General features: G+C 67.2%; 14 protein-coding genes. 3 read left to right on the top strand and 11 right to left on the bottom strand.

Annotated elements, in window-relative coordinates; all coding sequences use genetic code 11:
• Positions 1-90: 90 nt before the first annotated feature.
• The 5 genes from BLV94_RS22120 to BLV94_RS22100 all read right to left on the bottom strand — a co-directional run bounded on the left by BLV94_RS22120 (position 91) and on the right by BLV94_RS22100 (position 4662).
• Positions 91-909, bottom strand: coding sequence for an ACT domain-containing protein (locus tag BLV94_RS22120; protein WP_072939536.1), 819 nt, complete (start codon positions 907-909; stop codon positions 91-93).
• Between the two features lie 212 nt (positions 910-1121).
• Complete coding sequence (locus BLV94_RS22115) at positions 1122-2462, bottom strand: MFS transporter (RefSeq protein ID WP_072939040.1); 1341 nt, start codon at positions 2460-2462, stop codon at positions 1122-1124.
• 126 nt (positions 2463-2588) lie between these two features.
• Positions 2589-2978 carry a RidA family protein gene (locus BLV94_RS22110; protein ID WP_072939038.1) on the bottom strand — a complete coding sequence of 130 codons (390 nt, stop codon included), beginning with the start codon at positions 2976-2978 and terminating at the stop codon, positions 2589-2591.
• A complete protein-coding gene (locus tag BLV94_RS22105) occupies positions 2975-3709 on the bottom strand; it encodes a hypothetical protein (RefSeq protein WP_072939035.1) in 735 nt (244 codons plus the stop codon). The genes BLV94_RS22110 and BLV94_RS22105 overlap by 4 nt, the downstream gene beginning before the upstream one ends.
• Positions 3706-4662 (bottom strand): membrane dipeptidase, encoded by a 957-nt coding sequence (locus BLV94_RS22100; RefSeq protein WP_072939033.1) that lies wholly within the window; start codon positions 4660-4662, stop codon positions 3706-3708. Before BLV94_RS22100 ends, BLV94_RS22105 begins: the two co-directional genes overlap by 4 nt.
• An 86-nt stretch (positions 4663-4748) precedes the next feature.
• Between BLV94_RS22100 and BLV94_RS22095 the strand changes: the two genes are divergently transcribed.
• A complete protein-coding gene (locus BLV94_RS22095) occupies positions 4749-5891 on the top strand; it encodes an RNA-guided endonuclease InsQ/TnpB family protein (protein ID WP_072939031.1) in 1143 nt (380 codons plus the stop codon).
• A 137-nt stretch (positions 5892-6028) separates the two neighbouring features.
• Here BLV94_RS22095 and BLV94_RS22090 read toward each other — a convergent pair whose 3' ends face one another.
• On the bottom strand, positions 6029-7672 hold the full coding sequence (locus BLV94_RS22090) for a hypothetical protein (RefSeq protein ID WP_143051410.1): 1644 nt from the start codon (positions 7670-7672) through the stop codon (positions 6029-6031).
• Between the two features lie 70 nt (positions 7673-7742).
• The gene (locus BLV94_RS22085) at positions 7743-9224 is read right to left on the bottom strand and encodes an aldehyde dehydrogenase family protein (protein ID WP_072939029.1); all 1482 of its coding nucleotides are present in this window, start codon (positions 9222-9224) and stop codon (positions 7743-7745) included.
• A 110-nt stretch (positions 9225-9334) separates the two neighbouring features.
• On the opposite strand from BLV94_RS22085, the gene BLV94_RS22080 reads away from it, so the two are divergent.
• On the top strand, positions 9335-10222 hold the full coding sequence (locus BLV94_RS22080) for a LysR family transcriptional regulator (RefSeq protein WP_072939026.1): 888 nt from the start codon (positions 9335-9337) through the stop codon (positions 10220-10222).
• 38 nt (positions 10223-10260) lie between these two features.
• Here BLV94_RS22080 and BLV94_RS22075 read toward each other — a convergent pair whose 3' ends face one another.
• The 3 genes from BLV94_RS22075 to BLV94_RS22065 all read right to left on the bottom strand — a co-directional run bounded on the left by BLV94_RS22075 (position 10261) and on the right by BLV94_RS22065 (position 12489).
• The gene (locus BLV94_RS22075) at positions 10261-10728 is read right to left on the bottom strand and encodes a neutral/alkaline non-lysosomal ceramidase C-terminal domain-containing protein (protein WP_072939023.1); all 468 of its coding nucleotides are present in this window, start codon (positions 10726-10728) and stop codon (positions 10261-10263) included.
• Positions 10729-10912: 184 nt separating this feature from the next.
• On the bottom strand, positions 10913-11641 hold the full coding sequence (locus tag BLV94_RS22070) for an acetoacetate decarboxylase family protein (protein ID WP_072939021.1): 729 nt from the start codon (positions 11639-11641) through the stop codon (positions 10913-10915).
• The gene (locus BLV94_RS22065; RefSeq protein ID WP_072939018.1) at positions 11638-12489 is read right to left on the bottom strand and encodes an SDR family oxidoreductase; all 852 of its coding nucleotides are present in this window, start codon (positions 12487-12489) and stop codon (positions 11638-11640) included. Before BLV94_RS22065 ends, BLV94_RS22070 begins: the two co-directional genes overlap by 4 nt.
• A gap of 141 nt (positions 12490-12630) precedes the next feature.
• Between BLV94_RS22065 and BLV94_RS22060 the strand changes: the two genes are divergently transcribed.
• The gene (locus BLV94_RS22060) at positions 12631-13806 is read left to right on the top strand and encodes a cytochrome P450 (protein ID WP_072939016.1); all 1176 of its coding nucleotides are present in this window, start codon (positions 12631-12633) and stop codon (positions 13804-13806) included.
• A 66-nt stretch (positions 13807-13872) separates the two neighbouring features.
• Here the strand turns inward: BLV94_RS22060 and BLV94_RS22055 are convergent, their stop codons facing one another.
• The gene (locus BLV94_RS22055; protein WP_072939013.1) at positions 13873-14754 is read right to left on the bottom strand and encodes an aldo/keto reductase; all 882 of its coding nucleotides are present in this window, start codon (positions 14752-14754) and stop codon (positions 13873-13875) included.
• Positions 14755-14785 lie beyond the last annotated feature (31 nt).

Below are 14785 nucleotides of genomic sequence, written 5' to 3'. Positions count from 1 at the left end.
GTTCAAGTATGTCAAACACATTGACGATCTGTCACGGAAGTCGGCTCGTGTTGGGGTGCAATTGTGTGCGAATGACCGTCCTTGCGGGCGTTACACCGCCATCTCCCGTGTCTTCTGCGCCAGCTCGCCGAGGCGCCGGGCCCGGGCGATCTCGGCCGGCGTGAACGGCTCGTCCGCCGACCGCACGAAGATGAGCAGCTCATCACCCGACGGGATCTCGACACTCGCTGCCGTGGTGGGAACGTCGCTCACGCGCGTATCGACGTATTGGGCCCCGAGGAGTTCCGCGATCGACAGGGGAAGTTCGGACGGATCGGCCACCACCCGCGACGCCAACGTCAACGCCTTGGTCTGGCCGTCGATCAGGGCGAGCGCCGATGCCGGCCAGATGCCGACATCGTGACCGCCGCCTGCGCGAACGGCATTCGACAGCGCCTCGGGCGACGTGTCCCGGCACGCTCCGACGATCAATTCGTCGAGTGAACCGCCGTCCAGGTGATGGACGTGCACGGTCAGGATGTTGGCGTCCAGCTCCGCGAGGTTGCGGGCCAGCGATTCCAGCTGCCCCGGGCGATCGCTCACCCGGACACGGATGCGCCAGAGCGACTGTCCGGTCGCGAGGTGGCCGTGCTTACCGTCCGCGGGACCGTGCAGCCACCCGCCGAGGAGCCGCATCGCCGACGGCTCGACCACCCAGATGACCAACACGGTGGTGGTGACGGTGAGAACCGCGACGGTGATCAGATAGGAGACGTGGAAATGAATGACCAAGGCATGGAGCAACAGCTCGACGGGAAATATGGCGCACAGCTTCGCCAGCGCCAGACGAACGCGGCGGGGATGCGGAAGCCGGCCGCACGCCTCGCACGCGTTGACGTGAACTCCGGGTTCTCTCACGGGATCGTTCATGCACCCACTGTCGTCCCGCAGTGTTGCGAAGCGGTTTCCTCGCACGGTCGGCGATGTGACGGTCATCGTGAAATACGTTGGCGTGCAGCGGACATGTGGCGCGGCAGACATGTGGTGCGGAAAACACCGCGCGGCCGGTGTGAGCGGGAACATGGAAGCGCCGCTGCCGCCGGGGACTGGCGCCCGGCAGCAGCGGCGTGTTCGGGGAGAACTCAGCGCAGTGACGCCGCGTCGCTCAGGTCCGTTCCCCGAGTCTCCGGGGCCATGAGGAAGCTGACGAGTGCGCCCACTCCGGCGATGCCCGCGGCGATGTACATCGTTGCGGAGAGTCCGAGGTTGGACAGCGCCCACGGGGTGGCGAACGTGCCGATCGCCGCACCGATCCGGCTGATTCCCGTGCACAGGCCGACGGCGGTGGCCCGCACCTCGGTGGGGAACAGTTCGTTGGGGTAGATCCATTCGAGGATGGAGGGTCCGCCGTTGAAGAGCGCATAGATCGCGAACGCGAATGCGATCACCCACAGGCCCGCGTCCGGCTTGATCGCGAGGAACAGCAGTCCGAGACCGGAGAGCACGAAACCCCAGATCAGGATCGGCCGTCGCCCCAGTCGATCGACGAGGAGCAGTGCGACGACATTGCCGATCAGGAAGAACAGGTTGATGAGGCCGTATCCGATGTGGGCGAGATTTCCGGAACCGAGGTTGAAGAGTTCGAGGATCTGCGGGCCGAAAGCGTAGATGGCGAACAGCGTCACGATCGTGCACGTCCAGAAGATCGAGATGAACACGACGCGCTTCAGGTATACGCCGCGCATCAATCCGCGGATGGACGTGCTTCCCTCCTCGTCGGGCAGGTCGTCCAGCGTGGCATCCGTCCCGATCGTCTTTCGCAGCACGGTGAGTGCCTCGTCGGACCGCCCCTTGCTCAGCAGCCACCGGGGAGACTCGGGGATGCTCGTGCGTGCGACGACGATCAGGGTGGCGGGAACCGCGGAGGAGAGCAGCATCCACTTCCATCCGTCGGGGTTGCTGAGCAGCAGGTATCCGACGAACGCGGCTGCCGTTGCACCGACGAACCACATGGCGTTGAGGCCGCCGACGAGTTTGGCGCGCCACGCCTTCGGCGCGAATTCCGTCACCAGCGCGGTGGCGATCGGATAGTCGGCGCCGACCGCGATGCCGATGATCAAGCGCAGTATGAACAACTGCATCTCGTCCGCGGCGAAGAACTGCAGTACCGAGCAGACGATGATCACGATCAGGTCGATGGTGTACATCAACTTCCGGCCGATCCGATCGGTCACCGCACCGAACACGGCCCCACCGAGGAACACCCCGATGAGCGCGGAGGATCCGATGAGGCCGGCCCACAGTGCGCTCATGTCCCACTGTGCCTGGATCTGCACCATCGCGATGCCGATGATGCTGAGGATGTAGCCGTCGAGGAAGGGGCCGCCCGAGGAGAAGAGGGCGAGCTTGGCGTGAAAGCCGTTGAGTCTGGCGCTGTCCAGTGTGACGCCCGATCGGGCGGAGACGGTGGTGTCGAGGTTCATCTGAGGAATCCCATCGGGGGTGTGGGCTTGAGGGTGTGTCCCCACGTGATGTGGTTGCTGCCACAGTAGGAAGAGAATTCGCGGCGCGGAATTACCAATCTCCTACCAATTCATGCTCTGTGCTTATCAATTCGCCGGGTCGACGGCCGCGATCCCGTCGATCTCGATTCGCTTGTCGCCGCGGAACCGAGCAACCTCGACAGTCGTCCGCGGCGGCAGGGGAATGCCGTCCAGCCGGGCCAGGTACGCGGTGTTGTATTCGTCGAACTCCGACAGGTCGGCCAGGTACACCGTGGCCTTCAGAAGGGTGTGCAGGCCACCGCCCGCAGTGTGGAGGGTGGCCTCCAGATTGTCGAGCGCGACCCGGACCTGGTCGCCGATCGCGGTCGGGGTCCGTCCGTCCGCGGTGGTGGGGATCTGCCCGCAGGCCCAGATGGTGCCGGCGAACACCGCCGCCCGCGCGTACGGTCGCTCGGTGCCCGCGGGATGTGGGACGAGTTCACGCTGATCGGTCACGAATGTGCCTCCGGGACGAGGAATCGCCTGCCGAGTTCGTAGGCGCGCGACCACGTCGCGGCGTCGACGAACACGCCGTAGGAGACGGCGTGGCGGTAACGCGTCTCCCGTTCGGCGGCGGTGTGGACGGGACGGGACAGGTGTGCAGCGGGCGGTGCGGTCTGGAGGAGCGTTCCCGCGATGGCCGGTACGCCGGTGGTGAGCGCCGCGGCGGCGGCGTCGCGGTACATGTCGCCCGCCTCCGTCACGACGGTCGCGCCGGCCGGGTGCCCACCGTCGTCGAGCGTGATCAGGCGCAACGTGGCACCGGACCGGGAGACGGCGTGCAGGGCGTACCAGGCGACGGCCTCGTGATCGACGATCCGGGGCAGGAGAACCGGACGAGACTGCGACAGCGCCAGATCGACCGCCGGCGGACCCGTGAGCAGTGCACTCCGCGGTGACCGGGCGACGATGTCGACTTCCGGACCTCTCGTCAGCGTGACGTCAGCGGCCCCGGCCGGTGACTCGAGTTCGGCGATCGTCGTCAGGAGTGTGTCGATGCCGTTGCGGGCGTGAAGTTGCATCGCCGTCACGACGTCGGCCGCGCCACCGGCTTCGCCTGCGCTTACGCCCGCGGCGTAAAGGGCGCGGAACGCCGTCTCGCGAACCTCCCGTACCGCCAGCCTGATTCGGTTTCCCGGCGGGAGAGCGGTGACGTCTTCGAGGGTGTGGGTGAGCATGTCGGTCATCGGCGTTCCTGTGATTCGGGCAGTCCGGGGAAGACGTCGTCGAAGATCCGCAACCAGTTCTCGCCGAGGATCTTCGCGATGGTCGCGTCGTCGAGGCCGACCTTCTGCAGGCACTCGGTGAGAACCGGAAAGTCCGCCGGACCCGAGAACCAGTTCGGCCACATCGGCCACTCGGGCTCGACCGGATTCTGGCTGGGCGGTCGCCAGCGACCGTTCCGCAACCACGCGACGTAGTCCTCCGACCAGTTGCGGGTGCAGTCACTACCGATCGCGACGTGGTCGGGACCGATCTGGTCGACGAGCCGCGCGACCATGACCGCGAAATCCGCGCTGGACGTCGCTTCCCCACCCAGGACGTTCGGGTAGAGGCAGCAGCCGATCACACCGCCGCGCGCGGCCAGCGCGTCGATGACCTCGTCCGGTTTGTTGCGGGGACTGTCGACGAACCAGGTCGGGTTCGAATGCGTGATCGCGACGGGCGTGCGCGAGGCGTCGATCGCGTCCAGGCAGGTGCGGTTCCCGACGTGGGAGAGGTCGACGAGCATGCCGACCCGATTCATCTCCGCAATCATGATGCGCCCGAACGCGGTGAGTCCAGAATCGTGCTCGTCGTAGCAGGCGCCGCCCGCCAGGTTCTGAATGTTGTAGGTGAGCTGCGCGACGCGCACCCCCAGCCGGTGGAAGATCTCCACCATGCGATAGTCGTCCCCGAACGGCGACGAATTCTGGAACCCGAGCAGCACGGCGATCCGGTTGTCCCGCTTCGCGTTGCGAATGTCGTCGGAGATTTCCGCGAGGGTGACGATGTCGTCGTTGTCGGCGGCGAGCTGATACCACTGTGCGACGGCGCCGAGCGTGTCGGCCGGACCGTCCCACACCGCGCAGGTGGCATTCACGCCGGTGACCCCACCGGCGCGCAGTTCTTCGAGGACTTTCCGGTCCCAGTTGTTGATCCGTGAGTCTTTCGGCGCAAACCCGGTCCTTCAGGGCCGGGGTAGCCGATCCGACTTTGTCGGACCGTGTGGCTAGTGTCTGGGTCATGGCGGGGAAGGTGGTGAAGCGGGCGTTCAAATACCGCTTCTATCCGACTGCAGTGCAGGCGGAACAGCTTGCTCGGACGTTCGGGTGCACCCGGTATGTCTACAACCGGGCACTGGCCGAGCGGACGCGGGCCTGGTCGCAGGAGCAACGGCGGGTCACCTACGCGGACACCTCGAAGATGCTCACCGGATGGAAACGCGACACCGAGACCGCGTGGTTGTCGGAGCCGTCGAAGGGGCCGCTGCAGGAATCGCTGCGGCAACTGCAGGGCGCGTTCGAGAAGTTCTGGCGCAAGCAGACCCGCTACCCGCAATTCAAGAAGAAGGGCCAGTCGAAGGATTCGGCGACCTACTTCTCGAACTGCTTCACCTACCGGGGTGGGCAGGTCCGGTTGGCCAAGCAGTCCGAACCGCTGGATATTCGGTGGTCGAGGCCGCTACCGCAGGGGGTGACACCGTCGCAGGTGACGGTGTCGCGCAATGCTCGTGGTCAGTACCACATCTCGATTCTCGTCGAGGACACCATCAGCGAACTCGAGCCGGTCGATCGGGTGGTCGGGCTCGATGCCGGGATCACGAGCCTCTACACGCTCTCGACGGGGGAGAAGATCACCAACCCGCGCCACGAGCGCGCGGACCGTGCGCGGTTGGTGAAGGCGCAGCGGGCACTGGCCAAGAAGGAGAAGGGATCGCGTAATCGGGCCAAGGCCCGACTGAAGGTCGCGAAGATTCATGGTCGGATCGCTGATCGGCGTCGCGATTATCTGCACAAACTTTCCACTCGGCTGGTGCGCGAAAATCAAGTGATCGCCATCGAGGATCTGAGTGTGCGGAACATGGTGAAGATTCGGTCGTTGTCGCGGGCGATCTCGGATGCGGGGTGGTCGGAGTTCCGGTCGATGCTCGAGTACCAGGCCGAGTGGTACGGGCGGCGGGTGGTGGCGGTCGATCGGTTCTGTCCGTCGTCGAAGACCTGCTCGGTGTGCGGGGTGATCGCGTCGGCGATGCCGCTGGATGTGCGGGTGTGGGCGTGCCGGTGCGGCGTCGTCCATGATCGGGATGTGAATGCGGCGAGGAATATTTTGGCCGTCGGACTGGCGGTGGCAGCCTGCGGAGATGGTGTGAGACCGCCTCGCACATAACGTGTGGGGCGGCGACTGTCGGTGAAACAGGAATCTCGGGACGTGAGTTCCGAGGGGAATCTCGGTCGTTCACTGCCGAGAGGAGGTCAACTGGAGTCCGTCCACCACCAGCAGGTCGGAGTGTGTGAGCGTGTGCACTAGGCGTCCTTTCGCGGCTTGCGGGTGAAGATCCAGTCGTCGTCCACCCCGGCGGCGACGTCTTCGGCCCGTGGGGCTCCCGAGTAGAGGGTCACCCGGAGCCAGTCGGTCGATTGCGGCATGTAGTTGTCCATCCCGTACATCGCCAGCTGGAAGCGCTGCAGATTCAGGGGCAGGAAGTTCCGGGCGAGCAGGTTGTCGTGGGCCTCCGCGTACGGGACGCCGGTGAGCGTCTGCACGCGGGCGACGATGCCGCGGTGCCGCGGATGTTCGACGAGAAACGCGGCGACCGTGGTCTCGTCGCGGGCGGACGCCAGATCGCGTTCCAGGGCGGTCACGGATCGGGCGACATCGATCGGATGCTCGACGTGCTCGCCCGGATCGACACCGCGGCGTCCCCGGCGCGGCTCCTCGTTGTTCTCGGACGAGAACCAGAAATGGGCCTGCTCGTCGGGATCGTCGAAGTCGAACCGCTGCACCCACGCGTAACGGTCCCGGAGGACGGCGCGGAGTTCGGCGCAGGTCTGCGCCGGTTCGACGGCCAGCCGCTGATCGCAGCACAGCAATTCATCGACCTCGGTGTCGAGTTCCGGATGGACCTCGACGATCACGGAGTCCATCACTCCGCGGGCCTCCGCGCCGATCGACGCGGCCCGGTCGTGCAGCGCCCGCCAGGCGTGGTCGGTCGGCGTCCCGCCGACGGTCCCCGACCCGATGTACTCGGACAGCAGGTCCCGGAGCACGGCGAGTTGGGAGGCAAGCTCGCCGCAGGTGACAAAGGGCGCGGTCGACATGTCTGCTCGCTCGCCGAAGTAGAGCGTGGCACGGTCGAGCAGGTCACGGGCGCGGTGGATGCGCGGGCCGCCGGGTGCGGTCGTCTGCGCCAGCGCATGCGCGAGAGGCAGTTCGCGGGTGGCGCACCAGGCGTCGAGCACCTGCGGATGATTGACGACGTACGGCACCATGCCGAGACCGGTCGCATTGCCGAGCCCGAGGTAGCGTCGCCAGTCTCCGGACAGCCGCGCCGCCCGCGGGTTCCGGGCCCGGGCACAGTGCTCGACCAGGTCGTAGCTGAACTCACGCAGCAACCAGGCGGTCAGCATGTGTGCCCGGTACGGCAGTCGCAGGGGATGGTCGGCACCGAGCCGATCGAAATCTGCCAGCCCGAACTTCCCGTTGCTGTAGAACGCGGTGCTCCGCAGGATGTAGGCGGCGTCGCCCATCGTCTTTATGTCCGGTTGACCGCCCGCGGACAGGCGATCGGCGACGTAGTCGAAGAACCGTGCGCTGCGATTCGCCCGGGTCCAGATGAGGGTGCCGTCGTCCGCCCGGCCTTCTTCCTGACGCGGCACCTGCATTCGCAGTGCGCTCGAACGACTCTCGGTGAGCGGCCCCTCGATCAGGGCTGCGGTGACGTCCCAGGCCTTGGCGATGACGCGGTCAGTTCGGTCGCGCTCGGCGAGGGTCGTCGAGAACACGACGAATCTCACCTCCCGCGCGCCGATCCCGACGCGGTAGACGACCTCGCCGCGGCCGTCGGCGTCGACGTCCCACCGCTCGCGTTCGACCCGCCAGTTCTCGGCGGCCGCGGTTCTGAGGAAGGACCGCGCGAAGCTGTGCCGGGTGTAGCGGGCGGCTCCCATGTCGGCCGGGTCCAGACCTGTTCGGGTGACCGGGCGGATGTCTGCGTCCGCCGCAGCAGTTCGGTCGGTCTCATGCCTCGCTCCTCGGTGTTCCGGTGCGGGAGTAAGCGATCTTGCTCCAGGTGAAGAACTCGGCGCTCGTCGCCGCATTCTGCTCTCGGGGAGCGGGGAACGACGAATCCTTGAGTCCGCCGAAGGGAGCGTGCAGTTCGGACCCGGTGTTGGGTGCGTTGACCTTGATCAGGCCGGCGTCGAGGTCCCGGATGCAGCGGCGGACGGCCCGCTCGTCGCACGTGAAAACCGCGGCGGTGAGACCGAACGACGTCGCGTTCGCGAGGGCGATGGCCTCGTCGAGGTCGCGCGCACGCAGGACGAGGGTGACCGGACCGAACACCTCGTCCCGGCTGATGGTCAGCGCCGGCGTGCCGGCGAGCAGTGTCGGGGCCACGAAGGCCGCACCCGACTTGGGGAGTGGTGCAGACCCCAGCAGTTCCGCGCCCTCGGACAGCGCCTGGTCGATCGCGGCAGTCACTTCCTTTGCCGCGCGGGCGGAGACGAGCGGGCCGATCTGCGACTCCGGGGCAAGCCCGTCGCCGACGACCAATTGCTCGACCCGTGCGACGAGTTCGGGCACGAGGTCGTCATAAGCGTCGCCGACGGCGATGATCCTCCGCGTCGCCGTGCATTTCTGGCCACTGCTACCCATCGCCCCGGCGATCAGGACCGCCGCTGCTTCCCTCGGATCGACGTCGGGGAGCACGATTGCCGCGTTGTGCCCGCCGAGTTCCATCTGCACCTTCGCGCCGCGCGGCACCGCGGCGGCCTGGATCGACCTGCCCACCGGAACCGATCCGGTGAAGGTGACTCCCGAGATCTCCTCCCGCGCCACCAGTTCGGCGCCGATCGTCCCCGGGCCCAGGATCATGTTGAGGACACCCGCCGGAACACCCGCTGCGGCAAGGACTTCGGCGAAGACTGCCGCGACCGCGACCGTGTCGCTGGCGGGTTTCCAGACCACCGTGTTGCCCCACAGCAGCGCCGGCGCGAGCTTCCACGCCGGAATCTGCAGCGGGAAGTTCCACGGGGTGATCGCGGCGACCACGCCGAGCGGTCGGCGGACCGTGCGGATCACCTCCTCGGGATGCGAGGAGGGGAACGTGGCGCCGTCGGCGTTGCGCGCCTGCGCCGCGTGGTAGTGCAGGGTCTCGACGGTGGCTCCCACCTCGGCCCGCGATTCGGGGAGCGTCTTGCCCTGCTCCCGGGTCATGAGTTCCGCGACCGCGTCGGCACGCTCGGCGAGGATCTCGGCCGCCCGGCGGAGGACGAGTCCGCGTGCGATGATTCCGCGGTCGTCCCACTCGCGGCGTGCCGACACCGCGGCAGCCACCGCCGCGTCGAGGAGCCGGCTGTCGGCCGGATGGTATTCCGCGACGACCGTCTCGTCGGCCGGGTTCGTCGTCGCTGCGACCGGACCGTCGCCGTCCACCCACTCGCCGCCGATCAGGTGGCGGAGACGGGTGTCCGTGTCTGGTGCGGTGAGATGGTGCTCCACTGCTGACTCCTCGAAGGGCTGGTAATTCGGTGCCCTCAACGCTAGGCCCGGCGACCACCGTGCAGAAGTACCTATTGTCAACCGACTGATAAGTTGCAAGTATCAATCGGGTGGAACTGCGGCAGCTTCGATACTTCGTCACGGTGGCCGAGGAGATGAACTTCAGGCGCGCCGCGGAACGCCTGCACATCGCGCAGCCCGCGCTCAGTCAGCAGATCAGCAAGTTCGAGAAAGAACTGCGCACCACCCTGTTCGAGCGGACGACGCGACGCGTCGAGCTCACCGACGCGGGTCGGGTACTCCTGGACGAGGGCAGGCGTGTCCTCGCGGAAGCCGATCACGCGCTCGCCGCGGTGGAACAGGTCGCCCACGGGGAGGTGGGGCTGCTCCGCATCGGTTTCGTCAGTTCCGCGGCACTGCGAATCGTCCCCGCGACCATGCTCGCCCTGCAGAAGGAGTGGCCCGGAGTTCAGGTGGAGTTGTCCGAGTCGACGACCGACCGCCAGCTGTCGGCGATCACGGACGGCATCCTCGACATCGGGCTGGTCCGCGAAGTCGACCGCGCGGACGGCATCGTGGTCCGGCCGCTGACCCGCGAGCCTCTGCTGGTGGCGATGCACTCGTCGCACCCCTTCGCCGCCCGGGAGTCGGTGCGGCTCGTGGAATTGCGCGACGAACGGTTCCTCACGTTTCCGCGCGGCCAGGTGTCACGACTGTACGACCACATCGCCGCCCTGTGCCATCACGCGGGCTTCCGGCTGGAGGCCGCGCAGGAGGCCGTCCAGTTTCCCACCCTCCTCGGGTTGGTGGCGGCGAACACCGGCGTCACCATCGTTCCGGCCAGCCTCCGGGCCCTGCACCTCCCGGACCTGCGGTACGTCGCACTCTCCGACGCGCAGGCGGTATCGACGGTGTCGGTCGCGTATCGCGCCGACCGGCAACAGATCCCGGCGATCCGGCACTTCCTCGACGTGGCGACCGCGCTCGACCTGTCCTAGCGTCCAGGACAGTCGGGCGTCCGGGGTCGTCGGGGCGGCTACTCGACGTCGAAGTCGTTAGACGTCCCGGTGAACGAGGTGACCGCTCCCGCCGCGTTCCGGCTGTCGCCGTAGTGCTGCACTCGGTATCGGCCTGCGGGCGTTCCGGGCGGAACGTCCCACGTGATGCGCGCGACCGACCGGTGGGGCTCGGTGCGTGTCCAGTGGTACTTGGTCGACCAGTCGCCGTCGTCGGCGTGCCGGAGCCAGTGGTCTCCGCTCAGGCGCTGGATCTCGAAGAACGTTCCCCCACGGCGCGGGTTGTCGCGCGGGTGTCCGGTGACGAACTCGACGGTGACCTGTTGGCCCGACTGTGTTTTCGTGGCCGGCTGGGTGAGTGTGTCGCCGAAGGCGCGGCCGGCGGGTCGCTCGTCGTGGTCGATGCCGGGACCGAAATACGGCTGGAACTGCGACAGGTCGCGAGGTGCCGGGCCGCGCGGGACGTCGCTGCCGGAGTAGCCCATCATCCCGACGTCGGCGACCGGCCCGGTGGCGTCGGAAATGCCGACGCCGACCAGGAATTCGCCGGAGTCAGGGCCGCGCCCACGAGCACGCTGCGTCGTGTGATCTGCACTACCGGTCGTCCTTTCGGCGGCAACCCCACGTGAGTGACAAAGCGTGCCGGGGCACACTTTGCCACTCACCTGCGGGTCAGGCGGGCTGCGCGTCCCCGAACGTCATCTTCAGTTCGGGAATCGACGACGTGAGGAGCGCCCGCTTCGGAAGTCCCAGCGACCGCAGTTCGTCGGCGATCGGGTGGCTGCCCAGTTTCAGTTCCGCGCCTCCCGGCCGGGAGCGGACGCCGGTCGGGCTCATGTCCCAGGTGGTGAACCGGGTGAGTCCGTCGAGGTGCGAATAGGCGGCGAGTGACGTACTCGCGCCCGAACCCGGCACCGGAATGCCCTGTTTGACACTCAATTGGGCGATCAGCCGACCGCCCTGGCTCACCGACCCACGTTTGACGGAGCCGGAATGGTCGACGTCGAAATGGGCGAGGACCTTCGGGAAGCCCCAGATGCCGCGGCCGGCGGCCAGGGTGAAGTCGCCGTCGACCGGCAGGTGGTGGATCAGCGCCCCGGCCCGGCCCTGGGTCAGCGCCTTCAGATCCTGCGGGACCGAGGTCCCGGCGGCCCGGTGGTCGCGGACGAGGAACGACACCCCGAATTCGTTGTACGGGCCGAGGTCGCCGTCCACGTAGTCGACGAACACCAGCACGCACACGCCGCGCCCGGGCCGGAACTGCAGGATCTCCAGTCCGGTGGAGTCGATCAGCGACTGGGCCGCGGCGGTCGGCACCGAATACATCGCCGTGAACGCCGATGCCGCCCGGATCTCCACGGGCATGTCGACCTGCTTGCCCAGAACCAGGTGCGACGTCACGGCGCGACCACCCCGCGCAGGCCGTCGGCGCCGAACATGGGCTCGAACATCGACCCGAAGTCGGGGCCGCGCCGCAGCATCTGCCCGCCGTCGACGTTGATGATCTGACCCGTGATCCAGGTGGAGTCGGGGCCGAGGAGGAACTTGGCGAGCGCGGCGATGTCGGTGACCTCGCCGACCCGCGAGATCGGGGTGTTGGCCAGGTAGTCGTCCAGGACGGGTCCGCCGTCGGTGATGAGCGCGACGAGGTCGGTGCGGGTGAGTCCGGGGCGGATGCAGTTGACGCGGACGTTGCTGGCCCCGAGTTCGTCGGCGGCGAGTCGCGTCAGGTTGTCGACGCCCGCCTTCGACGGGCCGTACGCGCCGAACCAGCGGTGGGTGTTGCTGCTCGCGATCGAGGAGATGGTGACGATGGAACCGCCGCCCCCGGCGACCAGTGCCCGGGCGGAATGCTTGATCGTCAGCATCGTGCCGGTGACATTGAGATCGACGGTTCTGCGCCAGGCGTCGACGTCGAGTTGGGTCACGGGCCCCACCGTCTCGTTGCCGCCCGCGCAGGTGACGACGCCGTCGAGTTGCCCGGTGCGCTCGCACGCCTTCGTGACCGCGCGGACGACGTCGTCCTCGTTCGTGACGTCGGCGGTCACCGCGTCGACCGTCCCCGTCGGGTTGTCGGCGCTGATCTGCTCCGCCGCGCGTGCCAGCTTCTCCTCGTTCCGACCGCAGATCGTGACGTGGACGCCCTCGGCGGCCAGTGCGGTGGCGATGCCCAGTCCGATGCCACTGCCGCCGCCGGTGACGAGCACGGACGTCTTCGCGAGCCCGCTGCTGCCGTCGTTGGTAACCACGCACACCTCCAGGTAATAGAACTCGTGTCAATTCTCGAGCCGTGGATCTGTGAAAACTGCCGCTATACCTCTGCGTCATAGTAGGAACACGTTCTATTATCGGGGCACGAACGGCGGGATTCAATGCGGAGGAGCGTCTCGATGACGGACAGGCCGGAATTCGATCTCATCGACGGACGGTTCTACTCGGGCGAACTCGGCGACCCCCGGCAGGCATACGCCTGGATGCGCGCCCACGAACCGGTGTACCGGACAGGCGGCATTCTCGGCGCCGCGTCGTACGAGGCCGTCCTGGCCGCCGAACGCGATCCGGAGTTGTTCTCGAACGCGGGCGGAATCCGGCCCGGGGTGGGCCCGCTGCCCCAGATGATCGACATGGACGACCCCCAGCACCTGCAGCATCGCCGACTCGTCAACGCCGGCTTCACCCGCAAACAGGTGGAGGCGAAGGTCGGCCGGATCCGCGAGATCTGCGACCACCTCATCGACGCCGCGTGCGACAAGGAGGAAGTGGACTTCGTGCGCGATCTGGCGGCGCCGCTGCCCATGGCCGTCGTCGGCGACATGCTCGGCGTGCGCCCCCAGGAACGCGACCTGTTCCTGCAGTGGTCCGACGACCTGATGAATGCGCTCGGCAGCAACGCCACCCCGGAAGGACTGCAGGCACAGGCCAACGCCTACCTCGCGTTCAACGAATTCACGCTCCGCACCATCGAGGAACGGCGGCAGAACCCGACGGACGACCTCACCAGCATCCTCGTGCACAGCGAGATCGACGGGCACCGGCTGAGCGACGCGGACATCGTCGGCGAAACCCTGCTGATCCTCATCGGCGGCGACGAGACCACCCGGCACGTCCTCAGCGGCGGCATGGAACAACTGCTGCGCCACCCCGAACAGCAGGCGCGTCTCGTGAACGACCCCGACGGCATCCCGACGGCGGTCGAGGAGATGCTGCGCTGGTCGTCGCCGATCAAGAACATGTGCCGCACCGTCACCCGCGACGTCGACTTCTTCGGAACCGCCCTCCGCGAGGGCGAGAAGATGATGCTGCTGTTCGAATCCGCCAACTTCGACGAGGCGGTATTCCACAACCCCGACGTGTTCGACATCGGACGGTCCCCGAACCCGCACGTCGCATTCGGCTTCGGCACCCACTTTTGCCTCGGCAACCAACTCGCCCGGCTCGAAGCGAAGATCATGTTCGAGCAACTGCTGTCGCGGCTACCCGACATGATGCTCGTCGACGACACCCCGCTGCGGCGTCGTCCTGCCAACTTCGTGTCCGGGCTCGAGGAGATGCCGGTCAAGCTGTAGGCGCTTCGCGCCCGTGAGTGGTTGAGGAGTCTCTGGACTCGCTAACCGCGCACGGGCGCGAAGCGCCTATTCCGGGGCGCCGATGTTCAACTCGTCCGGGTGGGCTCCGACGCGGGCGCCGTCGTCCATCGTCTCGATCTCGCTGAGGTCCTGCTCGCTGAGTTCGAAATCGAACACGTCGATGTTCTCGCGGATCCGCGACTCGTGGACCGACTTGGGGATGACGATCAGCCCGCTCTGCAGATGCCAGCGGATCAGCACCTGGGCAGGGCTCTTACTGTGCCGGTCGCCGATGCGCGTGATGATCGGATCGGTGAGCAGGACGTTCGGCTTCGAGTCGTCGCCCCACCCCGAGTTGCTGGTGCCGCCGAGCGGGCTCCACGATTCGACGGCGATGCCGTGCTCGACCGCGTACGTCCGGATCTCCTGCTGGGCCAGATGCGGGTGCAACTCCACCTGGTCGACCGCCGGGACGACGCCGCCCCGGTCGATCAGCAACTGCAGGTGGCGCGGTTCGAAATTGCACACACCGATCGCCTTCGCGCGCCCGGACTCGGCGATCTTCTCCAGCGCGTCCCACGTGCGGAGGATGCGGTCGTCGTCCTGCAGCGGCCAATGGATCAGGTACAGGTCGACGTAGTCGACACCGAGACGTCCGAGGCTGGCGTCGAACGCTTTCAGCGCCGGCTCGTAGCCCTGGTCCGAGTTCCACAACTTGGTGGTGAGGAAGATGTCCTCGCGCGGGACTCCCGAGTTCGCGATGCCGCGGCCGACCCCCTCCTCGTTGCCGTACGCGGCGGCCGTGTCGATGTGCCGGTAGCCCGCCTCGTCCAGGGCGAACCCGACGGCGTGTTCGGTCTCGTCGTTGTCGGCCTGCCAGACCCCCAAGCCGAGCTGGGGGACGATGGTTCCGGAATTCAGCACGATGCTGGGTACTCGAGGACTCATGCTGTCCAGGCTATCGACTGCGATGGGGTCG

The organism is Rhodococcus koreensis, from assembly GCF_900105905.1.
Lineage (GTDB): Bacteria > Actinomycetota > Actinomycetes > Mycobacteriales > Mycobacteriaceae > Rhodococcus_F > Rhodococcus_F koreensis.
This window is presented reverse-complemented; position numbering and strand designations above follow the sequence as displayed.